We start from the raw sequence: 20418 nt of genomic DNA on the forward strand, positions 1-20418 counted from the left end.
TAGGGTTGCGGCTTTTTTGTGTTTTAAGATCAAGAGCCCCTCACCCTAGCCCTCTCCCGGAGGGAGAGGGGACTGACCGAGGTGTGCGGCTTGATACATCGACCTGAAATACCGAGTTGATTATGGATTTAAAGCAAATCATTCGATCTGAGATACCGAGTTGATTATGGATTTAAAGCAAATCATTCGACTTGAGATGCCAGTCGGTTATGGATTCACTGCAAATCGTTCAAGTCGGTGTAGTTCTTAAATATCCCCCGGTCGGTCCCCTCTACCTCTGGGAGAGGGCTAGGGTGAGGGTAAGCGGTCTCCAGCCTTAGGAGAGTTCAGCGCCAAGCACAACACTCAAAGCACTACGCGCATCATCCAGCTGCACCAACGTCGCATGCCGAGCCCCCAGCGCATCACGATTCTCGATCGCCGTCAAAATCGCCTTATGCCGCGGCAACGCCAATTCATGCAGATTCGGCCGCTGATTCGAATGCTTCAACGCCTCGGCAATCGCCACCGACAACATATTGCACAGGTTCGCCAACAAGTCGTTGTGTGTCGCATCGGCAATCCGGCTATGGAAATCCAGATCCGGCTGCAACAACGCTTCCGGTGTCGGCGCCGCTTCCATGCGCTGATACGCCTCGCCAATCGCGGCAATATCAGCCTCGGTCGCATGTTGAGCGGCGAGAGCGGCAGCCGCCGGTTCGATAATGCTGCGCACACTGGTCAGCACATTGAAAAACTCATTCTGCGGGCTGCTTTGCATCAGCCAGTGCAGCACGTCCGGGTCGAGCATGTGCCATTCGCGCCGGGCCTTGACCACCGTGCCAACCCGAGGCTTGGAATACACCAGCCCCTTGGCCACCAGCACCCGCGTGGCTTCACGCAACACCGGCCGGCTGACCGCGTACTCCTCGCAGAGCAGGGCTTCGGCGGGCAGTTTGTCGTCGGGCAAGAAGCGTCCGGAGACGATCTGCATGCCCAGTTCCTGGACGATGCGCGAATGCATGCTTTTGCGGTCGGAAGGTTTGCGGTAATCCATGGGGAGTGGCGCGATCCTGAGCGATGGAGATGCCGCGCATCATAGCAGGCACGGCGCAATCTTGAGGCGGGTAAAGAACAACTGTGGGAGCGAGCTTGCTCGCGAAAGCGGTGGGTCAAACAACATAACTGTTGAATGTACCGCCGTCTTCGCGAGCAAGCTCGCTCCCACAGGGATTTGTGTGATCAGTGAGAATGACGCGGCACTTCAGCGCCTCGGCAACCTACCAGGAAGTCGAAGTCACAGCCCTGATCCGCCTGCAGCACATGGTCGATGTACAACTGACGATAGCCGCCCACCAACAACTGCTGCGGCGGCTGCAGATCGGCCATGCGTGCTGCCAGTTCGGCATCCGGAATGTCCAGGTGCAGCCGCCCGGTGGCGCAATCCAGCTCGATCCAGTCGCCTTCCTGCACCGTCGCCAAAGGCCCGCCGGCCGCCGCTTCCGGCGCCACGTGCAAAACCACGGTGCCATACGCCGTGCCGCTCATCCGCGCATCAGATATGCGCACCATGTCGGTCACACCCTGGGCCAATAACTTGGCCGGCAAGCCCATGTTGCCGACTTCGGCCATGCCCGGATAACCCTTCGGCCCGCAGTTCTTCATCACCAGAATCGAATCCTTATCGACCTCCAGTTCCGGATCGTTGATCCGCGCCTTGTACATGTCGAAGTTCTCGAACACCACCGCGCGGCCGCGATGCTGCATCAGTTCCGGGGTTGCAGCGGACGGCTTGAGTACCGCACCGAGCGGCGCCAGATTGCCGCGCAATACGCAAATGCCGCCATCGGCGCGAATCGGATTGTCGAGCGTGCGGATCACCTCGTCCTCGCCATAGATCGGCGCATCTTTGGTGTTCTCGCCGATCGACTTGCCGTTCACCGTCAGTGCATTCGGGTTAGGGATCAGATTAGCTTCACCGAGACGCCGCAGCACTGCCGGCAAACCACCGGCGTAATAGAACTCTTCCATCAGGAAACGCCCCGACGGTTGCAGGTCAACGATGGTCGGCATGCCACGACCGATACGGGTCCAGTCGTCCAGATCCAGCTCGACGCCGATGCGTCCAGCGATAGCTTTCAAGTGAATCACCGCGTTGGTCGAACCGCCGATAGCTGCGTTCACACGAATAGCGTTTTCGAAGGCTTCCTTGGTGAGGATCTTCGACAGTTTCAAGTCTTCGCGAACCATCTCCACTGCACGCATACCGGACATGTGCGCCAACACATAACGTCGCGCATCCACCGCCGGGATCGCCGCGTTGTGCGGCAGGGAAGTGCCCAGTGCTTCCGCCATGCAGGCCATGGTCGACGCCGTGCCCATGGTGTTGCAAGTGCCTGCCGAACGCGACATGCCACCCTCGGCCGCAAGGAAATCGTCAATCGTGATGGTGCCGGCCTTGACCTGCTCGCTGAGCTGCCAGACCACGGTGCCGGAACCGATGTCCTTGCCTTTGTGCTTGCCGTTCAACATCGGCCCGCCGGTGACGACGATCGCCGGCACATCGCAGCTGGCCGCGCCCATCAGCAGCGCCGGGGTGGTTTTGTCGCAACCGGTCAGCAGCACCACGCCGTCGATCGGGTTGCCGCGAATGGCCTCTTCAACGTCCATGCTCGCCAGGTTGCGAGTGAGCATGGCGGTCGGGCGCAGATTCGATTCGCCGTTGGAGAACACCGGGAATTCCACTGGAAAACCACCGGCCTCGATCACCCCGCGTTTGACGTGCTCCGCGATCTGGCGGAAGTGCGCGTTGCACGGGGTCAGTTCCGACCAGGTGTTGCAGATGCCGATGATCGGCTTGCCGTGGAACTGGTGGTCGGCGATGCCCTGATTCTTCATCCAGCTGCGGTACATGAAGCCGTTCTTGTCGGCCGTGCCAAACCATTGGGCGGAGCGCAGGGTGGGTTTCTTATCAGACATGATCGTTTCTCTTATTGTATGACTATAGTGTTCCAGCTACGGCCTAATCTAAGCGCAAAATCCTAGGTTTGGAAGTGTTGTTGGTGAATTAGTAATACTATATAGTCGTTTTCGACGGAGGGATGGCCCTGGCGGTTTTCCGTGAGAGGCGTCCCCCGAGGTTCTATAAAAACAACAATCGGAGACCGATCTCATGAGCCAGGAACTGCGGCTAATCCGGCGCATTACGCTGAAACTGATTCCCTTCCTGATCCTGCTGTACCTGATCGCCTATGTGGATCGCTCCGCCGTCGGCTTCGCCAAGCTGCACATGGGCGCCGACATCGGTATCGGCGACGCCGCCTACGGCCTCGGCGCCGGGCTGTTCTTCATTGGCTACTTCCTTCTCGAAATCCCCAGCAACCTGATGCTCGAACGCTTCGGCGCACGGCGCTGGTTCGCGCGGATCATGATCACCTGGGGCGCGATCACCATCGGCATGGCCTTCGTTCAGGGCCCGCACAGTTTCTACGTGATGCGCTTTCTGCTCGGCGCGGCCGAGGCGGGGTTCTTCCCCGGCGTTCTCTACTACATCACCCAATGGTTCCCGGTGCGCCATCGCGGCAAGATCCTTGGCCTGTTCATCCTCTCCCAGCCGATCGCGATGATGATCACCGGCCCGGTGTCCGGCGGCTTACTCGGCATGGACGGCGTCCTCGGCCTGCATGGCTGGCAGTGGCTGTTCATCGTCATCGGCACCCCGGCGATCCTCCTGACTTGGCCAGTGCTGCGCTGGTTGCCGGACGGCCCGCAACAAGTGAAATGGATGGATCAAGCCGAGAAAGACTGGCTGACCGGTGAGTTGAAAAAGGATCTGCAGGAGTACGGCCAGACCCGCCACGGCAATCCGCTGCATGCGCTGAAAGACAAACGTGTGTTGTTGCTGGCGCTGTTTTATCTGCCGGTGACGTTGAGCATTTATGGCCTCGGTCTGTGGCTGCCGACGCTGATCAAACAGTTTGGCGGCAGCGATCTGGTCACCGGTTTCGTGTCGTCGGTGCCGTATATCTTCGGGATCATCGGCTTGCTGATCGTGCCGCGCAGTTCCGATCGTTTGAATGATCGTTACGGGCATCTGGCTGTTCTGTATGTGCTGGGCGCGATTGGCCTGTTCCTGAGTGCGTGGCTGTCGCTGCCCGTGGCGCAATTGGCGGCGTTGTGTCTGGTGGCGTTTGCGCTGTTTTCCTGCACGGCGGTGTTCTGGACCTTGCCGGGGCGCTTCTTTGCCGGCGCGAGTGCGGCGGCGGGGATCGCCTTGATCAACTCGGTAGGGAACCTGGGCGGGTACATCGGGCCGTTCGTGATTGGGGCGTTGAAGGAGTACACCGGCAATTTGGCTTCGGGATTGTATTTCCTCTCTGGAGTGATGGTGTTCGGTTTGATCCTGACGGGCGTGGTTTACCGCGTGCTGGAACGCAAACACGTCCTGCCAGTCGACCAATTCGCCGCCAGCGCCCGTGGCGCCACCCGCACCTAACTGCTGGAATTCACGCAAATCCCTTGTGGGAGCGAGCTTGCTCGCGAAGAGGCCATCACATTCAACATTGTGAGTGACTGATACACCGCTTTCGCGAGCAAGCTCGCTCCCACAGTGGAACGGCGGTGTTTTTAGAGGGAATAGGAGAAAATCATGCATCTGGTTCAATTCGAATTAAGCAACCGCGAACGCCGCGTCGGCGTGGTCGACAACGATCTGGTGCGCGAAGTGCTAGACGCGCGCAGCGTGCGCGAGCTGGCGCTCGCCGCCATCGAAGCCGGCAACACCCTCGAGCAGCAAGTGCAAACCCTCGGCCTCGGCATCAGCCACGACTACGCCGAGTTGCTGTCGCAACTACGCATCCTGCCGCCCCTTGACCATCCGGACCCGGCGCACATGCTGGTCAGCGGTACTGGCCTGACCCACCTGGGCAGCGCCTCGGCGCGGGACAAAATGCACCAGCAGGCCGGCGACGAAGCGGCGATGACCGACACCATGCGCATCTTCAAATGGGGCGTGGAGGGCGGCAAACCGGCGGCGGGGCAGGCCGGTGTGCAACCAGAATGGTTCTACAAGGGCGACGGCAGTATCGTCGTTCGCCCGGGCCAGCCGTTCCCGGTGCCGCCGTTTGCTGAAGACGCTGGCGAAGAACCAGAGATGGCCGGCCTCTACCTCATTGGCAACGACGGCAAGCCTTATCGCCTGGGCTTTGCGGTGGGCAACGAGTTCTCCGATCACATCATGGAGCGCAAGAATTACCTGTACCTCGCGCACTCGAAATTGCGCAGTTGCAGTTACGGCCCGGAACTTCGCACCGGTGAACTGCCTCAACATCTGGCAGGCACCAGTCGCATCCTGCGTGACGGCGAAGTGCTCTGGCAGAACGAGTTTCTCAGCGGCGAGGCGAACATGTGCCACAGCCTCGCCAACCTCGAATACCACCATTTCAAGTACAGCCAGTTCCTGCGTCCGGGGGATGTGCACATTCATTTCTTCGGCACCGCGACCCTGTCGTTCGCCGATGGCATCCGCACCCAGCCGGGCGACGTCTTCGAAATCAGCCAGGCCGAATTCGGCGCCCCGCTGGTCAACGGCATCGTCCCGGTTCCAGCGGCATTTGAACCGGACAGCATCGGCACCCTTTAAGGAGATCCCATGACTCAGATTCTCGGTCACAACTACATTGGTGGTCAGCGCAGCGCCGCTGGCGACGTCAAACTGCACTCCGTCGATGCCACGACGGGCGAACAGTTGCCGCACGATTTCATTCAGGCCACGGTTGAGGAAGTCGACGCAGCGGCCAAAGCTGCCGCTGCCGCGTACCCGGCCTATCGCAGCCTCAGCGCCGAACGCCGCGCGCAGTTTCTCGACGCAATTGCCGATGAACTCGATGCCCTCGGTGATGATTTCGTCGCCGTGGTCTGCCGCGAAACGGCGTTGCCGGCCGGTCGCATTCAAGGCGAGCGCGGGCGTACCAGCGGGCAAATGCGTCTGTTCGCCAAAGTGCTGCGCCGTGGCGATTTCTACGGTGCGCGGATTGATCTGCCGTTGCCGGATCGCCAGCCATTGCCACGTCCTGATCTGCGCCAATACCGCATCGGCCTCGGTCCTGTCGCGGTGTTCGGTGCAAGCAACTTTCCACTGGCGTTTTCCACGGCCGGCGGCGACACCGCAGCGGCGCTGGCCGCCGGTTGCCCAGTGGTGTTCAAGGCCCACAGCGGTCACATGGCCACGGCTGAGCTGGTCGCTGACGCGGTGATTCGTGCAGCGGAAAAAACCGCGATGCCTGCCGGTGTGTTCAACATGATCTACGGCGGTGGCGTCGGTGAATGGCTGGTCAAGCACCCGGCGATTCAGGCGGTCGGTTTCACCGGTTCGCTCAGAGGTGGACGTGCGCTGTGCGACATGGCCGCTGCACGCCCGCAACCGATCCCGGTGTTTGCCGAGATGTCGAGCATCAACCCGGTGATCGTCCTGCCGCAGGCCCTTGCCGAGCGTTCGGAAACCGTTGCTCGTGACCTGACCGCTTCGGTGGTGCAGGGCTGCGGTCAGTTCTGTACCAATCCCGGTCTGGTGATCGGCATCCGTTCGCCGCAGTTCAGCGCGTTCGTGCAGCAGGTTGCGGGTTTGATCGGTGATCAACCGGCGCAAACCATGCTCAACGCCGGCACCCTCGGCAGCTACGGTAATGGCTTGCAGAAACTGCTGGCGCATCCTGGCATCGAGCATCTGGCCGGCAATCCGCAGCAGGGTAATCAGGCGCAGCCGCAATTGTTCAAGGCCGATGCGAGCCTGTTGATCGATGGCGATGAAGTGCTGCAGGAAGAAGTGTTCGGCCCGACCACGGTGATTGTCGAAGTGGCGGACAAGGCGCAACTCAGCGCTGCGCTGCATGGCCTGCACGGGCAACTGACCGCGACGATCATTGGCGAGCAGGCGGACTTTGAACGTTTCCCTGAGCTGACGCCGTTGCTGGAACAGAAGGTCGGGCGGATCCTGCTTAACGGTTATCCGACGGGTGTCGAGGTGTGCGATTCGATGGTGCATGGCGGGCCGTATCCGGCGACGTCCGATGCCCGTGGCACGTCGGTGGGCACGCTGGCCATCGACCGTTTCCTGCGTCCGGTGTGCTTCCAGAATTACCCGGACAGCTTGCTGCCCGAGCCGCTGAAGAACGCCAACCCGCTGCGCATCCAGCGCCTCGTCGACGGCAAGCCCTCACGCGACGCGTTGTAACTGACAGCCAATATCCCCTGTGGGAGCAAGCTCGCTCCCACAGGGATTGAGTCCACAATGAGCTATCATTGCCGGTTTCCCCCTGAAAGACTTTACTGCCATGACTGCCCAAACCCTTCTCAACGCCCTCGAACACTGCGGCATGGTCGAAATCGACGGCTTGCACGCCTTCGAATTCGCCCTCGACGAAGACGACAATCTGCACATCGAATGCATCGATGGCCGCGCGGCCAAGCATTGGGAATTCACGCCGGCGCAGGTTGCAGCGGCAACGTTTGACGAAGACCTGCAGAGCTGGCTGGTCATTGGTTATGCCAGCGACACCAAAACCACTGGCGAACACCGCTTGGTCTGCCTTGGCGATGTAGTCAGCAGCAGCGACGACGAGGATGACACTAATGAAAATGCGTAAATTCTGGCCGCTGCTGATGGCCGGCAGCGTCGGTGCCATGGGCCTGTCCACGGCGTACGCCGAAAGCTTCCAGTTGCTGGTCGGCTCCTACACCGCTGGCACCAGCCAGGGCATCTATCGCATGAACTTCGACAGCGCCACCGGCCAGATCGCCGCCAAACCGCTGCAAGTGGTGAAGAGCGAAAACCCGTCGTGGCTGACCCTGTCCAAAGACCAGCATCGCTTGTTCGTGGTTAATGAAAACGGCCCCGGCCAGAAAGACCCGGTCGGGCGTGTCAGCAGCTATTCGATCGACCCGAAGACTCACGCCCTGAGCCTGATCAATCAGGTGCAGAGCCTGGGCAACGAGCCGACTCATTCGAGCCTCAGTGGCGATGCCAGCCATCTGTTCGTCAGCAACTACTCGGTGGTGGAAGACCCGGGTGGAACGTTGGCGGTACTGCCGGTGGGTGCTGACGGCAAACTCAAACCTGTGGTGCAGATGAGCGCGCACCCGGCCAGCCGGGTCAATCCCGAGCGTCAGGCTTCGAACCACGTGCACTCGACGGTCTCTTCGCCGGACGGACGCTACGTGTTCTCCAATGACTTGGGCGCAGACAAAGTCTTCATCTACCAATTCGATCCCAAGGCCAACCCGGAGCTGCCGTTGACCCCAGCGAAAACCGCATCCGTGGCATTGCCTGCCGGCAGCGGCCCGCGTCATCTGCTGTTCAGTGCTGACGGTAAACACGCCTGGCTGACCATGGAAATGAGCGCGCAGGTCGCGGTGTTCGACTACCACGACGGCGTGCTGACCCAGACTCAACTGGTCGATCTGGCCGCCGGCCAGCCGACTTCGGACAAGGCTGCGGCGGCGCTGCACGCCTCGGCGGATGGCAAGTTCCTCTACGTCAGCAACCGTGGCACCGCCAATCAACTGCTGGTCTTTGCGATTGATCCGGTGAGTGGCCAGCTCAAGGAACTGCAAAAGCGCTCGGTGGAAGGTGATCACCCGCGCGAGTTCAGCCTTGATCCGAGCGGTAAGTTCCTGCTGATTGCCAACCAGAAGAGCAACGAAATTGTCGTCGTCGAGCGCGATGGCAAGACCGGTCTGCTCGGCAAAACCGTGCAGAAACTGCCGATGGACGCGCCGAGCGACCTCAAGTTTCTAGTGCGACAATAAGCCACAGGCCCCGGTTTACGGGGCCTGCCTCTTTGTATTAATCGCGCTGATATCGGGTAATGCTACAAAGCATTTCAAGCGATCAACCCTCGAGCGTTAAGTTTGCTTCACGGCCCAACCGGGCAAACAAGCCAACCGAACACGAGGGTTACCGCCATGAACTTCAATCTCTTCTCCGTGATTGCCGCTTCCGCCATCTCCGCTACCGTTGTACTGCCAGCCAGTGCCAACGTTGAAATCAACAGCAAAAAATCCCACACCCAGAGCTACACCCAGAAATACCTGCAACAGAGCGCCAACTTCTACGCCGCCCTGGATCACAAAGCCCAACACTGAAATCTTCGCCTCGACCACAGCTGCCGAAGGCTGCGATCTGTTGAATTTGTTGATCGTTCCCACGCTCTGCGTGGGAATGCCTCTAGGGACGCTCTGCGTCCAGTGACGCGGAGCGTCACGGGCTACATTCCCACGCAGAGCGTGGGAACGATCCATACAGCAAACTCAACAGATCGCAGCCTTCGGCAGCTTTTGTGTGTGGGCGAATCGAAAAATGGGCCTGATAGGTTTTCTTCAACACGTAAATAGACTGGCTAAATAATCAACGAAGCTGATGTTTACTATGGCAAACCCTGAGTGGTTGCCACGGCTTTTTTGATTGATTCTGTGGACATCGAAACATGCCCACGGGAGAACACCATGGCCAGCGCAATCCTTCATTCAGCCAAACGCGGCGCCTATCTGGCCATCGGTCTTTACCTGGCCGTGGTGTTGGTCGTCAGCATCGCCTCGCAGATGGAACACAGTTTTGAAGCGCCGATTCAAGTTGCCCACCCCGGCGTGCAGTTCGAAGTTCGCTCGCAAAGCGTGATGGTCGACCGGGCTGAACTCGCAGGAGTTGGCGGAGCATGAAAGGCTACAGACTTTGGGTTGTCGCCGGTTTAGCGTTCTTCACCAACGGCGCTTCATTATTGGGTATCGGCCAAGGTTCGGTAGGTGCATTGGCCCGCGCCATAGAGGCCAATCACACCATCGCGCACAACATCGAACGGGCGAATACCCTGGGGCTGATGGCCGGCAATCCACCGGTAAAAGTCTCGGCTGATTTTCTCGGGCCGTTCGAGATAGATTGCATGGCACTGGGCATGTGCCAAGCGCTGGCTTGACCCTGTAGGAGTTGATCGTTCCCACGCTCCGCGTGGGAATGCAGCCCGGACGCTCCGCGTCCGATTGGAACGCAGAGCGTCCCTTGAGGCATTCCCACGCAGAGCGTGGGGAACGATCAAAGCAGGAAGGTAAGGGTTATTTCTTCATGATCGAAGTGAAGAGCTCGGACTCAAGGAAGCGCTGCAACCAGGCCTGCAACCGAACATAAGGCGTCTGCGCAAACCACTCACGATCAACATGGGCGAACTGCCGAACGAAGGGCAGCAGGGCGATATCCGCCAGGCTCGGATGATCAGCCAGCAAGTAATCGCGATCGGTCAGCAGCTCCTCCAGCCTCTGCAAGTACAGCGCCCCCTCAGCCCGATAAATCTCCATCGGTTGCTCCGGGTAACGTTCGGCGTATTTGTAGCGATTCAAATGCACTTTGAACCCTTGATCATTCGCTTCGATCAATTCAGCAATCCGCGAGTCGCCATCAAGCAACCAATCCTGCGGATCATTCTGCGCCAACGCCCAGCGCATGATCTCCAGACTCTCGTCTATCACCTGCCCACCGGCATCCAGCACCGGCACAGTGCCCTTGGGCGAGATCGCCAGCATCTCGGCCGGCTTGGCCTTGAGGCTGACTTCGATGATGTCCACCGGCACACCCGAATAACGCAGCGCCATCCGCGCCCGCATCGCGTACGGGCAGCGGCGGAAGGAGTACAGCGTGTTCATTTCACCTCCAGCGTGCTCAAACCATTGCCCTGACGCTGCACCTGAATCTGTACCGGAATCCGCTCGTGCATTTCCTGTACGTGGGAAATCACCGCAACTTTGCGGCCCTGCGCCTGCAAACCGTCCAGCGCATCCATCGCCAGTTGCAGCGACTCCGGGTCGAGGCTGCCAAAGCCTTCGTCGATAAACAGCGATTCGATTTTCAGCGTGCTCGACGCCATCGATGCCAGACCCAACGCCAGCGCCAACGATACGAGGAAAGTTTCGCCGCCAGACAACGAATGCACCGAGCGCAGCTCATCGCCCATTTCCGTGTCCATCACCAGCAGGCCGAGCATGCTGCCGCCGCGTTTCAGGCGATAGCGCTTGACCAGTTGGCGTAACTGCACGTTGGCGTGATGCACCAGTAAATCGAGGTTGTAGGCCTGGGCGATCTTGCGGAAGGTGTCGCCGGTCGCAGAACCGATCAAGGCACTCAATCGCGCCCAGCGCTGATACTCGGCATAGGCCGAGGCGATCTGCTGCGCCAGCGCCTGATTGGCGTTTTGCCGGCGCTGGTCTTCGACCTGTTCGGCACGCAGTTCGGCGCATTGCTGTTCGCTGACGGTGAACTGGTTCTGCAGGTCGGCGAGGGCGCTGGCCAGTTGTTCGGCATCGAGATTGCCGTTGTGCTGCGCCTGATGATCGAGCAACAAGCGATCACGCTCCTGCAACAACACCTTGGCCTGTTCGATGGCTTTTTCGTTGTGCTGCAAGCGCTGGCGCAGTTCGGCGACTTGCCCGTCATCGACTCGCAACAGATCTTCGAGGCCACCGTCATCCAGCTCCGGGTGGCGGGCGCGCCACTCGGCAATCTTGCCGGCCAGGTCCTGCTCTTCGTTTTCCAGTGCCTGCAAACGCTCTTGTTGCGCCTTGAGTTCGGCGGCGATCTGCACCCGTTGCGTGCGCACATTCTGCAGTTCCTGCGCGGTAGCGGTTTCGGCGTTGCGCGCCTGTTCGACCGCTTGCTCAAGCTGCTGCTGCCAGTGCTCGGCGCTGCTGTGCTCGCCAAGCAACTGGGCGAGTTTTTGCTGGCAGGTTTGCTGTTGCTCGGTGAGTGCCGTGAATTGCTGTTCGGCGCTGAGCAACTGCTGTGCGCGGGTCTGCTGGCGATCCTGTTCTTTCTCCAGCGTCTGTTGGCGCTGTTGCTGCTCGGCCTGTTCTTCTTTCTGCTGCTCGACTTGCGCCAGGCGCTCGGCGATCTGCCGGTCGAGCTGCATGAACGTCGCGGCCGGTTCCTGGCGCAAGGCTTCCAGGGTGTCGGCCGGCAACAAACTGCCGAACGCGCTGAGTTCTTCGTCGAGACGCTGACGGTCGCTGCTCAGCTCGCGCTGCTGATTGCTCAGGTGCTGCGCGGCTTGCTGGTGCGCGGTTTCGGCCTGACGCAATTGCTGGGTCAGCCGCGCGGCATCCTGTTGCAAGGTGAGCAGGGCGTTCTGGCGTTGTTCGTCCTGAGTGATGCTCTGGTTCAGTTGCTCGTTTTGCCGGGCGAGCCAGGCATCGCGCTTGTCGGCGTCCTGATTGAACAACAGCGTGGACAGCGGATGCGCGTCGAGGCTCGGCGCCAACGCTTGCTGCTGGGCGGCCAGTTGTTCCTGCTGTTGCAGCAGTTCTTTCTGCTGAGCAATGACGCCAACGACTTCGGCGCGCAGTTCAGTGAGTTTTTCCTTGAGCTGATCGACCACTTGCTGGGCGTTAGCCTGCTCGCTTTCGTCGTGGCGACCGAGGCTTTGCAGCAGCGCTTCAGGCTGATGATACGGGTGCTCGTTGCTGCCGCAGACCGGGCACGGCTGATCGTCCTGCAACTGCGCACGCAATTCTTCGACACTGGCACTGCGCGCCAGACGCTGGCGTTCAAGCAGTTCGCGAGTGACGTTGAGAGTTTGCTCGGCGACGGTCAGCTCGGCTTTGGTTTTCACGCCGTCCTGAGTCAGACGTTCGCGTTCCTGCTGGGCGCTGAGCTGGCGCTGTTGCAACTCGGCGCTGCGCTTTTCCAGATCCTGTTGCGTGGCCCACAGGCGTGATAAATCTTCGAAGGCGCGCAGTTGCTTGCGGTTGTCCTGCAACAGCGTGCCGAGGATGCCGATCTGCTCAGCGACGGCGTCGGGTTCGGCGCCGGCCTCTTTGAACAGTACTTCCAGTTGCTGCTTTTGCGTGGTCAGCTCTGCGGCGCTGCGCGTGGCGTTTTCTTCGAGGCTCGCCAGTTCGGTCTGGCCCTTGTTCAAGCGATTGCCGATCAACATCAACTGTTGCAGGCGATCGCGGTAGGCATTCCACGCATCACTCAGTGGTGCCAGATGGGTACTTTGCTCCAGCTCAGCGGCGATGCGTTGCAGGCGTTCGGCGACTTGGGTCTGTTTATCCAGCAAGGCTTGAATGGCATTCTGGCCCTCGGTGCAAGCCTGCTGCGCATTGAGCCTGGCTTCGGTACTTTGCGCGACATCCTTGGCCAGACGGGCGAGGGTGCTTTGCTCTTCGAAGGCCTGACGCAATAGCGGCGCGTTTTCACTTTGCCGTTGTTGCGCTTCGCTCAGAGCGACTTTCGCTGCTTCGAGATTCTGCTCCAGTTGCGTCTGGCGCTCAGTCAGTTCGGCATGTTGCCGGGTGTGCGCGGAAATTTGCGCGGCCAGTGGCGTCAGCAGGGCATCGAGTTCGCTTTTGCGCGCGAACTGATGCCGCTGCGGGCCGAGCTGCTCCAGTCGCGTCAGTTTTACCCGCTCGCCGGCCAGACTTTCCGAATGCTGTTGCGCGCTGTGCAATTGCTCGGCGGCCGCTTGCTGCGCGTCCTGCAACACACGCAAATCCTTGAGCCAGCCGTGCTGTTGCTCAAGCTGTTTGAGCTGCGCCTGCTGCAACTTCATTTGCTGTTGCGCGGCGTTGAAGCGCTCATCCAACTCGGCCCGCGCTTCGGGCGCCAACGGGGTCACGCCGGTCGCCTGATCCTGCAACAGCTTATGCGCTTCGCGGGCTTCTTTAGTCTTGTCGAAGGCGCGGCGGCCGAGACGGGTGTACAGGGCGGTGTCGGTGAGTTTTTCCAACAGTTCGCTGCGGTCGTTGTCGTCGGCCTTGAGGAACGCACTGAACTCGCTCTGCGCCAGCAGCACGGCGCGGGTGAACTGTTCGAAGTTCAGGCCGAGCGCGGCTTCCAGTTGGGTTTTGTATTCGCCTTTCTGACTGGCGAGCAGTTGATCCTGATCGATGTCGCGCAGGCTCTGCCGGCTGGCCTGCAACTTTCCGCCGGCCTTCTCGCGGGCGCGATTAGCTTCCCAACGTGCCCGATAGCGACGGCCATCGACACCGACGAAATCCACTTCGGCATAACCTTCGCCGGTACCGCGACGCAGCAAGGTGCGCGGGTCGCCGGTGGCGATTTCACCGTCGGCATCCGGAACCTTGGCGTCACGGCCGGTGTTGTTCAGGCGCGGCACGGCGCCAAACAGCGCCAGGCACAAGGCGTCGAGCAAAGTACTTTTACCCGCGCCGGTCGGGCCGGTAATCGCAAACAAACCGGCACTGGCCAATGGTTCAGCGGTGAAATCAATCTCGAACGGCCCGGCCAGCGAGGCGAGGTTCTTCAAACGAATGGCGAGAATCTTCATGGCTGCTCGCCCTCCAGTTGTACGTCCTGCAGCAGTTCGGCGAAGTCCTTCAGCGTTTGCTCGTCGACCTCGCTGCCATAGTTGTCGAGCCAAGCGCGGCTGAACAGTTCCTGCGGAGTGAGCTGGTCGAGTTCGATCAGCGCGGTGCCGTCTTCGACGCCGTCAGCGCCTCGGTTGCCGGCGTACTCGGCGGCGATGCGCACCAGGCGCACAGCTTTGCCTTGCAGGGCGCTTTCGACTTGATGGCGCAGATCCGGCTGTGGCTCGTCGAGGGTTACGCGCACTTCCAGCCACGGCTGGCGTTGGGTTTCGGCGAGCAGGTCGATGTTCGGCAGGTCGGCCAGTTGCAGCAGGATTTCGGCCAGCGGTGCCGGGCCGATGCGCTGCAGATTGACCGAACGCGGGATCAGTTTCGGCTCGACGCTGACCAGGGTTTCGCCGTCGAGAGTGACGTCGAGAATCTGGTGCTGATAGCCGATCTCCGAGAACGACAACGGAATCGGCGAACCGCTATAGCGGATGCGCTCTTCACCGTTGACCTTCTGCGGCTTGTGCAAATGGCCGAGGGCGACATAACTGATGCTCGGCCCGAACAGGCTGGCGGGCAGGGCTTCAGCGTTACCGATGATCAGGCTGCGCTCGGAGTCTTCTGACACCGAACCGCCGGCCATATGCGCATGGCTGATGGCGATCAGCGCCTGACCGGGTTGGCGCTTGGCGTTGGCAGCCTCGATCAGCCATTCATGCACCTGACCGATGCCGCGCAGATAGTTGTCGCCCAGATGCGCGCCCGTCACCTCCGCCGGACGCAGGAACGGCAGCGCCAGGCACCACGCGGCGATTTCGCCGGTTTTATCCGGCAACGGCAGGAGCAGGCGTTCGGCATCCAGTTGCCCGTCATCCAGCCACAACACCCGGCCCAGCGCATGCGTGCGCAGACGGCGCATCAGCGGCGCGGGCAGTTCGATCCGCGAGCCGGAATCATGGTTGCCGGCAATCATCACGATGGTCAGCAACGGCTGCTGCTCGTGGGCGCTGACGATGAAATCGTAGAGGCGTTCCTGAGCTTTGACCGGCGGATTGACCGTATCAAAGATGTCCCCGGCAATCAGCAGCACATCCGGCTGCGCCAGTTGCAGTTGGCGCAGCAGCCATTCGAGGAAGCACGCATGCTCGAAATCGCGCTCCTGGCCGTGCAGGTTTTGCCCAAGGTGCCAGTCGGAGGTGTGGAACAGACGCAAGGTGAACTCCGGTGCATTTGAAGAGGTGATGGCCGCGGGGAAATGAAGGGCGGCGAAAGAGGGGAGAGTTTACAGATTATTGCGCGAGTGGGGCTTGTCGGGTCAGGGTACAACAGGGCATATCGATGAATCCCTTCATTGACGCCCAAATGGCGGCTATCTAGTATCTGGCCATCATATTGATATTGCCTCGACCGCATGGAGCAAACGCAGTGCAACTGATCAACTCTATTCCCCCGGTTACCGACACTGAAAAATATGATGCCTGGAAGAAACAGTGGTCGAATCAGGAGGGGTTGGATATGCATTCGTATATCAATGATCAATGCCACCCGGAACAGATGCTGGTGTTTTCGACGTTGTTCTTCCCGACGTTCGTCGTGTCTCAAGGGGCGTTTTTCTAGAGCGAAATTTTTCAGTAGAAACGTTGGCGCGCTGCTTGAGCCTAGCCTCTCACGACATGGCAGAGGCTGAACGGTTGTTGAATTATGTGAAGCTCTACGATGTTTTTGGTCAATACGGAGATGGCGTGTCGACCGCCATATTTCTTCAGTTGTGCGAGGTCATTGGGTTTGCCTGGCGCATGGTGCTGAAGGAAAAATTCCCGGACAAGTTATTCAGTGTCGAGGTGTCGAACTCCGATGAGAATTACGGCCCGGTGGTTACGTTTTATCAGGTGAAGAAATGATTGATAGTGGGTTGGCAGGCTTTCCGCCCGGAGAATACGGACAGTGAAGATACTTTGCCCGAGGTGCGAGCAGGACCACATTGTCGGTGCCAGTATCAGGGCTACCGGGACTGAGCTATTTATATGTCCAGAGTGTGACGCCATCTGGTTTGCAATTGAGAAAGTTGGCGTTGAACCTTTTATGGATTTTGGTACTTACATGAAAAGCCTGGGGCTTTCAATGCTGTGGGACGAGTTGGACATCATTTCCGAAGGGCCTTAGGCGGTGTGAATCTGGCGTGGAGGGAGGTTCTGTCCCGGTTCTGTCTTCAGATAGCCGAGCACTTGGTGGTTGTCCGACAAGCTTCAAAAAATATTCGTGTCAGGTGGGAGTACGCACGGTGGGTTGCGAATGGTGTGTAATCGAGCAGTTCTATTCGCTGGGCGAATATGATCGTTTTGTGGTTTGGATCAATCATCAAGTAGTGGGGCTGCGGAACGCGTTCCGGTAACAGACAGCTTCGCCGGTCCGGGGTTTGATGAGTGTTGGTACAAATGCACCGACAGCGCAGTGGTCTGGCGTTTGGTTGCGCCCGATCCTCCTTTTCGTGGGTATTGGGCGCCGCTTGATTGAAGTCCTTTTATAACGTTGGCTTTTACGTTCGGTTCATGCGGGTTAAACGGAGGCAGATAACGTTTGAACCGGGCGTTGTCCCGGTTCTATCTAAAAATACCCGTGTGCAAAAAGAGAACGTTGAGATGAATGATTTCGAGTCGGTTAAAAACCTTATCATCCAATTGGTAAAAGAAAAGACCGGTGATTTTGATGGCGATAGCTGGGAGGCTGATTACAAACTGAACTGGGAGTCCGAGTTGGCGGAAAGGCTCGAGATTGCTCTTTTCAGTATGTCTAAAATGGCCTCCGCCAGGGAGAGTGGCGATGATGTCATGTTGACGGCGGCGCTGGTGCATTCACGGATGAACTTCATGGATCTCGCGAATTTTTTCAGGGACATCTTTGACGATCTGGATGCGCTGCTCGTAAAACCAGTCTGGCCAGATATTCCTGAAGGGTTTGATTATGGAAAAAGCGCGAATTAACGGGCAGTGTGGTTTTATTCCGAGGGGATCCGCGCACAACGGTTTTTTCTGTCTATGAACCTTACGTATCGGACGCATTCATGGAACTGAAGTTTTTTCATCATTCAGCCGGTCCTCATCCTGTTGTGGGTGAGGTCTTTTATGACATGGCGCAAGTGAGTCCTGGACAGGAAGGGGCTCAACGCTATGAGCTTTATGTCTGCAGTGTGCTGGATGCCGTCGCACAAACCCCCGCAAGTTGTGACCGGCTGCTTGGGTATCTGGCGTCGGTACTGGATGGCACAGAGCAATCAATTTGTGCGGGTGGAAACGACGTTGTATTGAATATTGATACCACGGGTGTGCAGGTTGACATATCGATCAATGACGACTGGATCGGTCAGCCTGAAAGCAAGTTCACCTTGCAGGAATGGCAAAAAATTCTTGAAAGTTGGAAGTACCTCTTGGAGATGCCCAAGGGGTCAGATGAGGTTGTGTTAGTCCAACTGACATAGAAAATGTAGACCCTCAGCGTACGAACTGAGGAGTAGTCGTAAATTCCAAGGCATTTATGGAACTGAAATTTTATCAAACCGCCGGCGGTACCTATCCCCAAGGACAGTTGTTTCACGCGATCGTTGAAGTGAATTCTGATCAGGAAGACGCTGAACGCTATCAGCTTTATGTGTGCAGCGTTCTTGATGCCATCGCACAAGTTCCGGAGGATTGTGATCGTCTGCTGGCAGCTATGTCATCTGTAGAGGCGGGCGTGCAAGCTTCAATCACTGACGGGGGAAACGATGTCCTGTTGAATATGAGTGATGAGGGAGTACAGGTCGATATTCTGGTCAACGATGACTGGACTGGGCAGCCGCAAAGCTGGTTTACGTTGCAGGAGTGGAGGAAAGTTCTGGAGCAATGGAAGTGGCTTCTCGAATTGCCGGATGGTTCTGACGAGGTTGTGATACTGAAATTGCCATAGGTCATCACTGAAACGGAAGAAAGGGGCTGAGATTAGAATCGGTAAGGATTTGATGAACAGTCGGTACGCTGTTGTGTTAGGTCGAGGAAGCTATAAATAGGGCAGACCACGTTTAAATAAACGTGGTCTGTCCCCGATTCTGTCTTTTTTGGCAAAAGATTTAAAGGCGAATGCCGTGCAGCGTGGCGAACCCTGGAAATCTTTTGTCATGTCTTATCGCGACGGTGAGCAAGTGAAGACCAAATTCAATTAGTAATTCACCCAAGTCTTTTCAAAAGCGTGACCTTATGTCCGGAACGATGGACTGCACTCGCCGTCCGTTTTTTCGCATTTGAATTACTTCGTTGCCTGCGCTTCGTGGCAGCATCTCGAAGCGTATCCTCCTTCATACCGGAGGATAATGGAGGATAATGGGACAGACCACGTTTAAATAAACGTGGTCTGTCCCCGGTTCTGCCCGGTTCTGCGTCCCCGGTTCTGCGCCGGTTCTGCGCAAAATGTTCTATGAAAACAGGGTTAGAGAGGCGCTGGACGATCCATCAAAAACAGTTGGTGTAACGACCGTCAGGTTCGTGCGTGAAGACCCTGGGTCAGTCCGTCCTGACGCGATGAGAGTTACTTACATAATTGATGGGAAGGCTAAAACCGTACTCTTTAAAAACGAGCCCCATCAAATTCCGGAGGTTATATAGTGATTACTGAAGATATAAAAATCGTCCAGGAAATCTTCCAGGAAGTCGAAGCCGGTATCGTCCATGGCTACGATGCATTCAGCTACGGTGTCGAGTTGGGTGAGGGATACATTGAGACGGAGCTGGGTGTTGAGAAGGACGGAGTGGAGGACTGGAACGTCGAGACCGATATGAACGACGCGAAAATTCTGCGTCTTGTAGGCGAATTACAGGCCAACGCAGACAAGCGTGGAGAACCATGGAAGTCATTTGTCATGTCTTATCGCGAAGGCGAGCAAGTGAAAACGAAATTCCAGTATTGATTCGAGATGACACATTCTGGCATCCCGGGATTGCAGCAGGCGGCACTTGCCGCCTCTTGTCGTTTACCTGACAGGTACAGATAGACTGCGCTCGGACGGAGGATAATGGGACAGACCACGCTTAGAAAGTGTTCCAAAAACGTATTCTGTCCCCGTTTTACCCCGTTTAAATAAACGCGGTCTGTCTCGAGGGATCAAAGGTCTTTAATTTATGACAGTTGAAAATGAAGAAGGCCATCTCCTGAATGTTATTGCTGAAATTGGCGTATTGGAGTGGCAAAAGTATCAACAGCGTTTTCCAAAAGTAAGGGTCGCGAATGAAATGCAGCGGGAGGATGATTCTGCGCTGCCACCCTTCATCGCTTTCAGGTTTGAGTGTATTAGCAAGGTTGATATCGACAAGTTAAAGGCCGCCGTGGAAGGCTACAAGGGGTCTTTACCATGGTCGCTTGTTGGCCGGTCACGAGAAGGGCTACCTGGGATTAACTGGATGATTGCACCGTCAAGGTTGTGGGACGTGGGTGAATGTGCTTTGCAAGCAAACATGACGGCAGCGGCCTATTTGTCCATTCATGAACCTTTACTTGGTCCAGTGGCATACGAGGATTTAATTGGACTCACGGAACATATTCGTTCTGTGTTTGATCACTGAGGATACTGGGACAGACCTCGTTTAAGTAAAAACGTGGTCTGTCCCTGAGGGATCCACTTAGAAGAGGGGATGATTGGAACAATCAATTTCCGGAGGAGAGAGAGTGATTGCTGAAGATTTTGAACTTGTGGCAGCCATTTTTCAGCTGGTTGAGGCCGGAATTGTTCACGGTTATGACGCCTTTCGATACCGCGTTGAATGGGGGGGGAACTATATGGAGGCAGACCTCGCCGTTGAAAAAAATGGCTCAGAAATCTGGGACGCTGAAACTGATTTCAATCATTCGAAAATCTATGCGCTTGTAGAAAAATTACACGTGCATGCAGTCGCTCGCGGTGAGCCCTGGAAGGCATTTGTTCTCTCCTATCGCGAAGGCGAACAAGTGAAAACGAAATTCGACTATTGATTCTGATTGTCTTCAGCCTTTTTTCCCTAAAGCAAAATCGAAAAATCGCAGCCTTCGGCAGCGCCTACACATACCCTCTGTAGGAACTGC

The 20418-nt window shown here is 57.7% G+C and carries 21 protein-coding genes; 16 read left to right on the forward strand and 5 right to left on the reverse strand.

What is annotated here, in order from left to right:
- Nucleotides 1–316 precede the first annotated feature (316 nt).
- Both AB4O01_RS02925 and AB4O01_RS02930 read right to left on the reverse strand, forming a co-directional pair.
- Complete coding sequence (locus AB4O01_RS02925) at nt 317–1036, reverse strand: FadR/GntR family transcriptional regulator (RefSeq protein ID WP_093437799.1); 720 nt, start codon at nt 1034–1036, stop codon at nt 317–319.
- Between the two features lie 185 nt (nt 1037–1221).
- Nucleotides 1222–2958, reverse strand: a complete 1737-nt coding sequence (locus AB4O01_RS02930; protein ID WP_093437804.1) for an IlvD/Edd family dehydratase — start codon at nt 2956–2958, stop codon at nt 1222–1224.
- A 193-nt stretch (nt 2959–3151) separates the two neighbouring features.
- Here AB4O01_RS02930 and AB4O01_RS02935 point away from each other — a divergent pair, with 193 nt between their 5' ends.
- The 8 genes from AB4O01_RS02935 (at nt 3152) to AB4O01_RS02970 (ending at nt 9947) form a co-directional block, all read left to right on the forward strand.
- Complete coding sequence (locus AB4O01_RS02935; RefSeq protein ID WP_038368111.1) at nt 3152–4474, forward strand: MFS transporter; 1323 nt, start codon at nt 3152–3154, stop codon at nt 4472–4474.
- Between the two features lie 153 nt (nt 4475–4627).
- The gene (gene araD1 / locus AB4O01_RS02940; protein WP_460090616.1) at nt 4628–5620 is read left to right on the forward strand and encodes an AraD1 family protein; all 993 of its coding nucleotides are present in this window, start codon (nt 4628–4630) and stop codon (nt 5618–5620) included.
- Nucleotides 5621–5629: 9 nt separating this feature from the next.
- Nucleotides 5630–7210: an aldehyde dehydrogenase (NADP(+)) gene (locus tag AB4O01_RS02945; protein WP_460090617.1), complete on the forward strand. Its 1581-nt coding sequence runs from the start codon at nt 5630–5632 to the stop codon at nt 7208–7210.
- Between the two features lie 100 nt (nt 7211–7310).
- Nucleotides 7311–7622 carry a DUF5629 family protein gene (locus AB4O01_RS02950; RefSeq protein WP_186624256.1) on the forward strand — a complete coding sequence of 104 codons (312 nt, stop codon included), beginning with the start codon at nt 7311–7313 and terminating at the stop codon, nt 7620–7622.
- Nucleotides 7609–8784, forward strand: coding sequence for a lactonase family protein (locus tag AB4O01_RS02955; protein WP_460090618.1), 1176 nt, complete (start codon nt 7609–7611; stop codon nt 8782–8784). Before AB4O01_RS02950 ends, AB4O01_RS02955 begins: the two co-directional genes overlap by 14 nt.
- Before the next feature lie 156 nt (nt 8785–8940).
- Nucleotides 8941–9120, forward strand: a complete 180-nt coding sequence (locus AB4O01_RS02960; protein WP_007917967.1) for a hypothetical protein — start codon at nt 8941–8943, stop codon at nt 9118–9120.
- A 360-nt stretch (nt 9121–9480) separates the two neighbouring features.
- Nucleotides 9481–9693 (forward strand): hypothetical protein, encoded by a 213-nt coding sequence (locus AB4O01_RS02965; RefSeq protein WP_093437841.1) that lies wholly within the window; start codon nt 9481–9483, stop codon nt 9691–9693.
- Nucleotides 9690–9947: a hypothetical protein gene (locus tag AB4O01_RS02970; protein ID WP_093437845.1), complete on the forward strand. Its 258-nt coding sequence runs from the start codon at nt 9690–9692 to the stop codon at nt 9945–9947. Before AB4O01_RS02965 ends, AB4O01_RS02970 begins: the two co-directional genes overlap by 4 nt.
- Nucleotides 9948–10083: 136 nt before the next feature.
- On the opposite strand, the gene AB4O01_RS02975 is transcribed toward AB4O01_RS02970, so the two are convergent.
- Genes AB4O01_RS02975 through AB4O01_RS02985 form a run of 3 tightly spaced genes read right to left on the reverse strand, consistent with a single transcriptional unit; the run spans nt 10084 to nt 15547 of the window.
- Nucleotides 10084–10668: a glutathione S-transferase gene (locus AB4O01_RS02975; RefSeq protein ID WP_460090619.1), complete on the reverse strand. Its 585-nt coding sequence runs from the start codon at nt 10666–10668 to the stop codon at nt 10084–10086.
- Nucleotides 10665–14306, reverse strand: a complete 3642-nt coding sequence (locus AB4O01_RS02980; protein WP_460090620.1) for an SbcC/MukB-like Walker B domain-containing protein — start codon at nt 14304–14306, stop codon at nt 10665–10667. The genes AB4O01_RS02975 and AB4O01_RS02980 overlap by 4 nt, the downstream gene beginning before the upstream one ends.
- Complete coding sequence (locus AB4O01_RS02985) at nt 14303–15547, reverse strand: exonuclease SbcCD subunit D C-terminal domain-containing protein (RefSeq protein ID WP_186624260.1); 1245 nt, start codon at nt 15545–15547, stop codon at nt 14303–14305. Before AB4O01_RS02985 ends, AB4O01_RS02980 begins: the two co-directional genes overlap by 4 nt.
- A gap of 212 nt (nt 15548–15759) precedes the next feature.
- Here AB4O01_RS02985 and AB4O01_RS02990 point away from each other — a divergent pair, with 212 nt between their 5' ends.
- The 8 genes from AB4O01_RS02990 (at nt 15760) to AB4O01_RS03025 (ending at nt 20328) form a co-directional block, all read left to right on the forward strand.
- Entirely contained in the window at nt 15760–15951 is a 192-nt protein-coding gene (locus tag AB4O01_RS02990) for a hypothetical protein (RefSeq protein ID WP_460090621.1), read from the forward strand.
- Between the two features lie 125 nt (nt 15952–16076).
- A complete protein-coding gene (locus AB4O01_RS02995; RefSeq protein WP_460090622.1) occupies nt 16077–16235 on the forward strand; it encodes a hypothetical protein in 159 nt (52 codons plus the stop codon).
- Between the two features lie 738 nt (nt 16236–16973).
- On the forward strand, nt 16974–17315 hold the full coding sequence (locus AB4O01_RS03000) for a hypothetical protein (protein WP_134173654.1): 342 nt from the start codon (nt 16974–16976) through the stop codon (nt 17313–17315).
- 80 nt (nt 17316–17395) lie between these two features.
- On the forward strand, nt 17396–17809 hold the full coding sequence (locus tag AB4O01_RS03005; protein WP_093437870.1) for a hypothetical protein: 414 nt from the start codon (nt 17396–17398) through the stop codon (nt 17807–17809).
- Nucleotides 17810–17865: 56 nt separating this feature from the next.
- On the forward strand, nt 17866–18276 hold the full coding sequence (locus AB4O01_RS03010; protein ID WP_320337006.1) for a hypothetical protein: 411 nt from the start codon (nt 17866–17868) through the stop codon (nt 18274–18276).
- A 691-nt stretch (nt 18277–18967) separates the two neighbouring features.
- Nucleotides 18968–19270, forward strand: a complete 303-nt coding sequence (locus AB4O01_RS03015) for a hypothetical protein (RefSeq protein WP_175554550.1) — start codon at nt 18968–18970, stop codon at nt 19268–19270.
- Between the two features lie 211 nt (nt 19271–19481).
- Nucleotides 19482–19922 carry a hypothetical protein gene (locus AB4O01_RS03020; RefSeq protein WP_460090623.1) on the forward strand — a complete coding sequence of 147 codons (441 nt, stop codon included), beginning with the start codon at nt 19482–19484 and terminating at the stop codon, nt 19920–19922.
- A gap of 103 nt (nt 19923–20025) precedes the next feature.
- The gene (locus tag AB4O01_RS03025; RefSeq protein WP_460090624.1) at nt 20026–20328 is read left to right on the forward strand and encodes a hypothetical protein; all 303 of its coding nucleotides are present in this window, start codon (nt 20026–20028) and stop codon (nt 20326–20328) included.
- Nucleotides 20329–20418: the final 90 nt, after the last annotated feature.

The organism is Pseudomonas sp. S2_E02 (assembly GCF_054668355.1).

Coding starts and splice junctions, on each gene's coding strand:
- AB4O01_RS03000 (WP_134173654.1), top strand. CDS start 16,974: ATGAATGATTTCGAGTCGGTTAAAAACCTTATCATCCAATTGGTAAAA.
- AB4O01_RS02930 (WP_093437804.1), bottom strand. CDS start 2,958: ATGTCTGATAAGAAACCCACCCTGCGCTCCGCCCAATGGTTTGGCACG.
- AB4O01_RS02945 (WP_460090617.1), top strand. CDS start 5,630: ATGACTCAGATTCTCGGTCACAACTACATTGGTGGTCAGCGCAGCGCC.
- araD1 (WP_460090616.1), top strand. CDS start 4,628: ATGCATCTGGTTCAATTCGAATTAAGCAACCGCGAACGCCGCGTCGGC.
- AB4O01_RS02970 (WP_093437845.1), top strand. CDS start 9,690: ATGAAAGGCTACAGACTTTGGGTTGTCGCCGGTTTAGCGTTCTTCACC.
- AB4O01_RS02960 (WP_007917967.1), top strand. CDS start 8,941: ATGAACTTCAATCTCTTCTCCGTGATTGCCGCTTCCGCCATCTCCGCT.
- AB4O01_RS02935 (WP_038368111.1), top strand. CDS start 3,152: ATGAGCCAGGAACTGCGGCTAATCCGGCGCATTACGCTGAAACTGATT.
- AB4O01_RS03005 (WP_093437870.1), top strand. CDS start 17,396: ATGGAACTGAAGTTTTTTCATCATTCAGCCGGTCCTCATCCTGTTGTG.
- AB4O01_RS02955 (WP_460090618.1), top strand. CDS start 7,609: ATGAAAATGCGTAAATTCTGGCCGCTGCTGATGGCCGGCAGCGTCGGT.
- AB4O01_RS02975 (WP_460090619.1), bottom strand. CDS start 10,668: ATGAACACGCTGTACTCCTTCCGCCGCTGCCCGTACGCGATGCGGGCG.
- AB4O01_RS03010 (WP_320337006.1), top strand. CDS start 17,866: ATGGAACTGAAATTTTATCAAACCGCCGGCGGTACCTATCCCCAAGGA.
- AB4O01_RS02980 (WP_460090620.1), bottom strand. CDS start 14,306: ATGAAGATTCTCGCCATTCGTTTGAAGAACCTCGCCTCGCTGGCCGGG.
- AB4O01_RS02965 (WP_093437841.1), top strand. CDS start 9,481: ATGGCCAGCGCAATCCTTCATTCAGCCAAACGCGGCGCCTATCTGGCC.
- AB4O01_RS02950 (WP_186624256.1), top strand. CDS start 7,311: ATGACTGCCCAAACCCTTCTCAACGCCCTCGAACACTGCGGCATGGTC.
- AB4O01_RS02925 (WP_093437799.1), bottom strand. CDS start 1,036: ATGGATTACCGCAAACCTTCCGACCGCAAAAGCATGCATTCGCGCATC.
- AB4O01_RS03020 (WP_460090623.1), top strand. CDS start 19,482: ATGACAGTTGAAAATGAAGAAGGCCATCTCCTGAATGTTATTGCTGAA.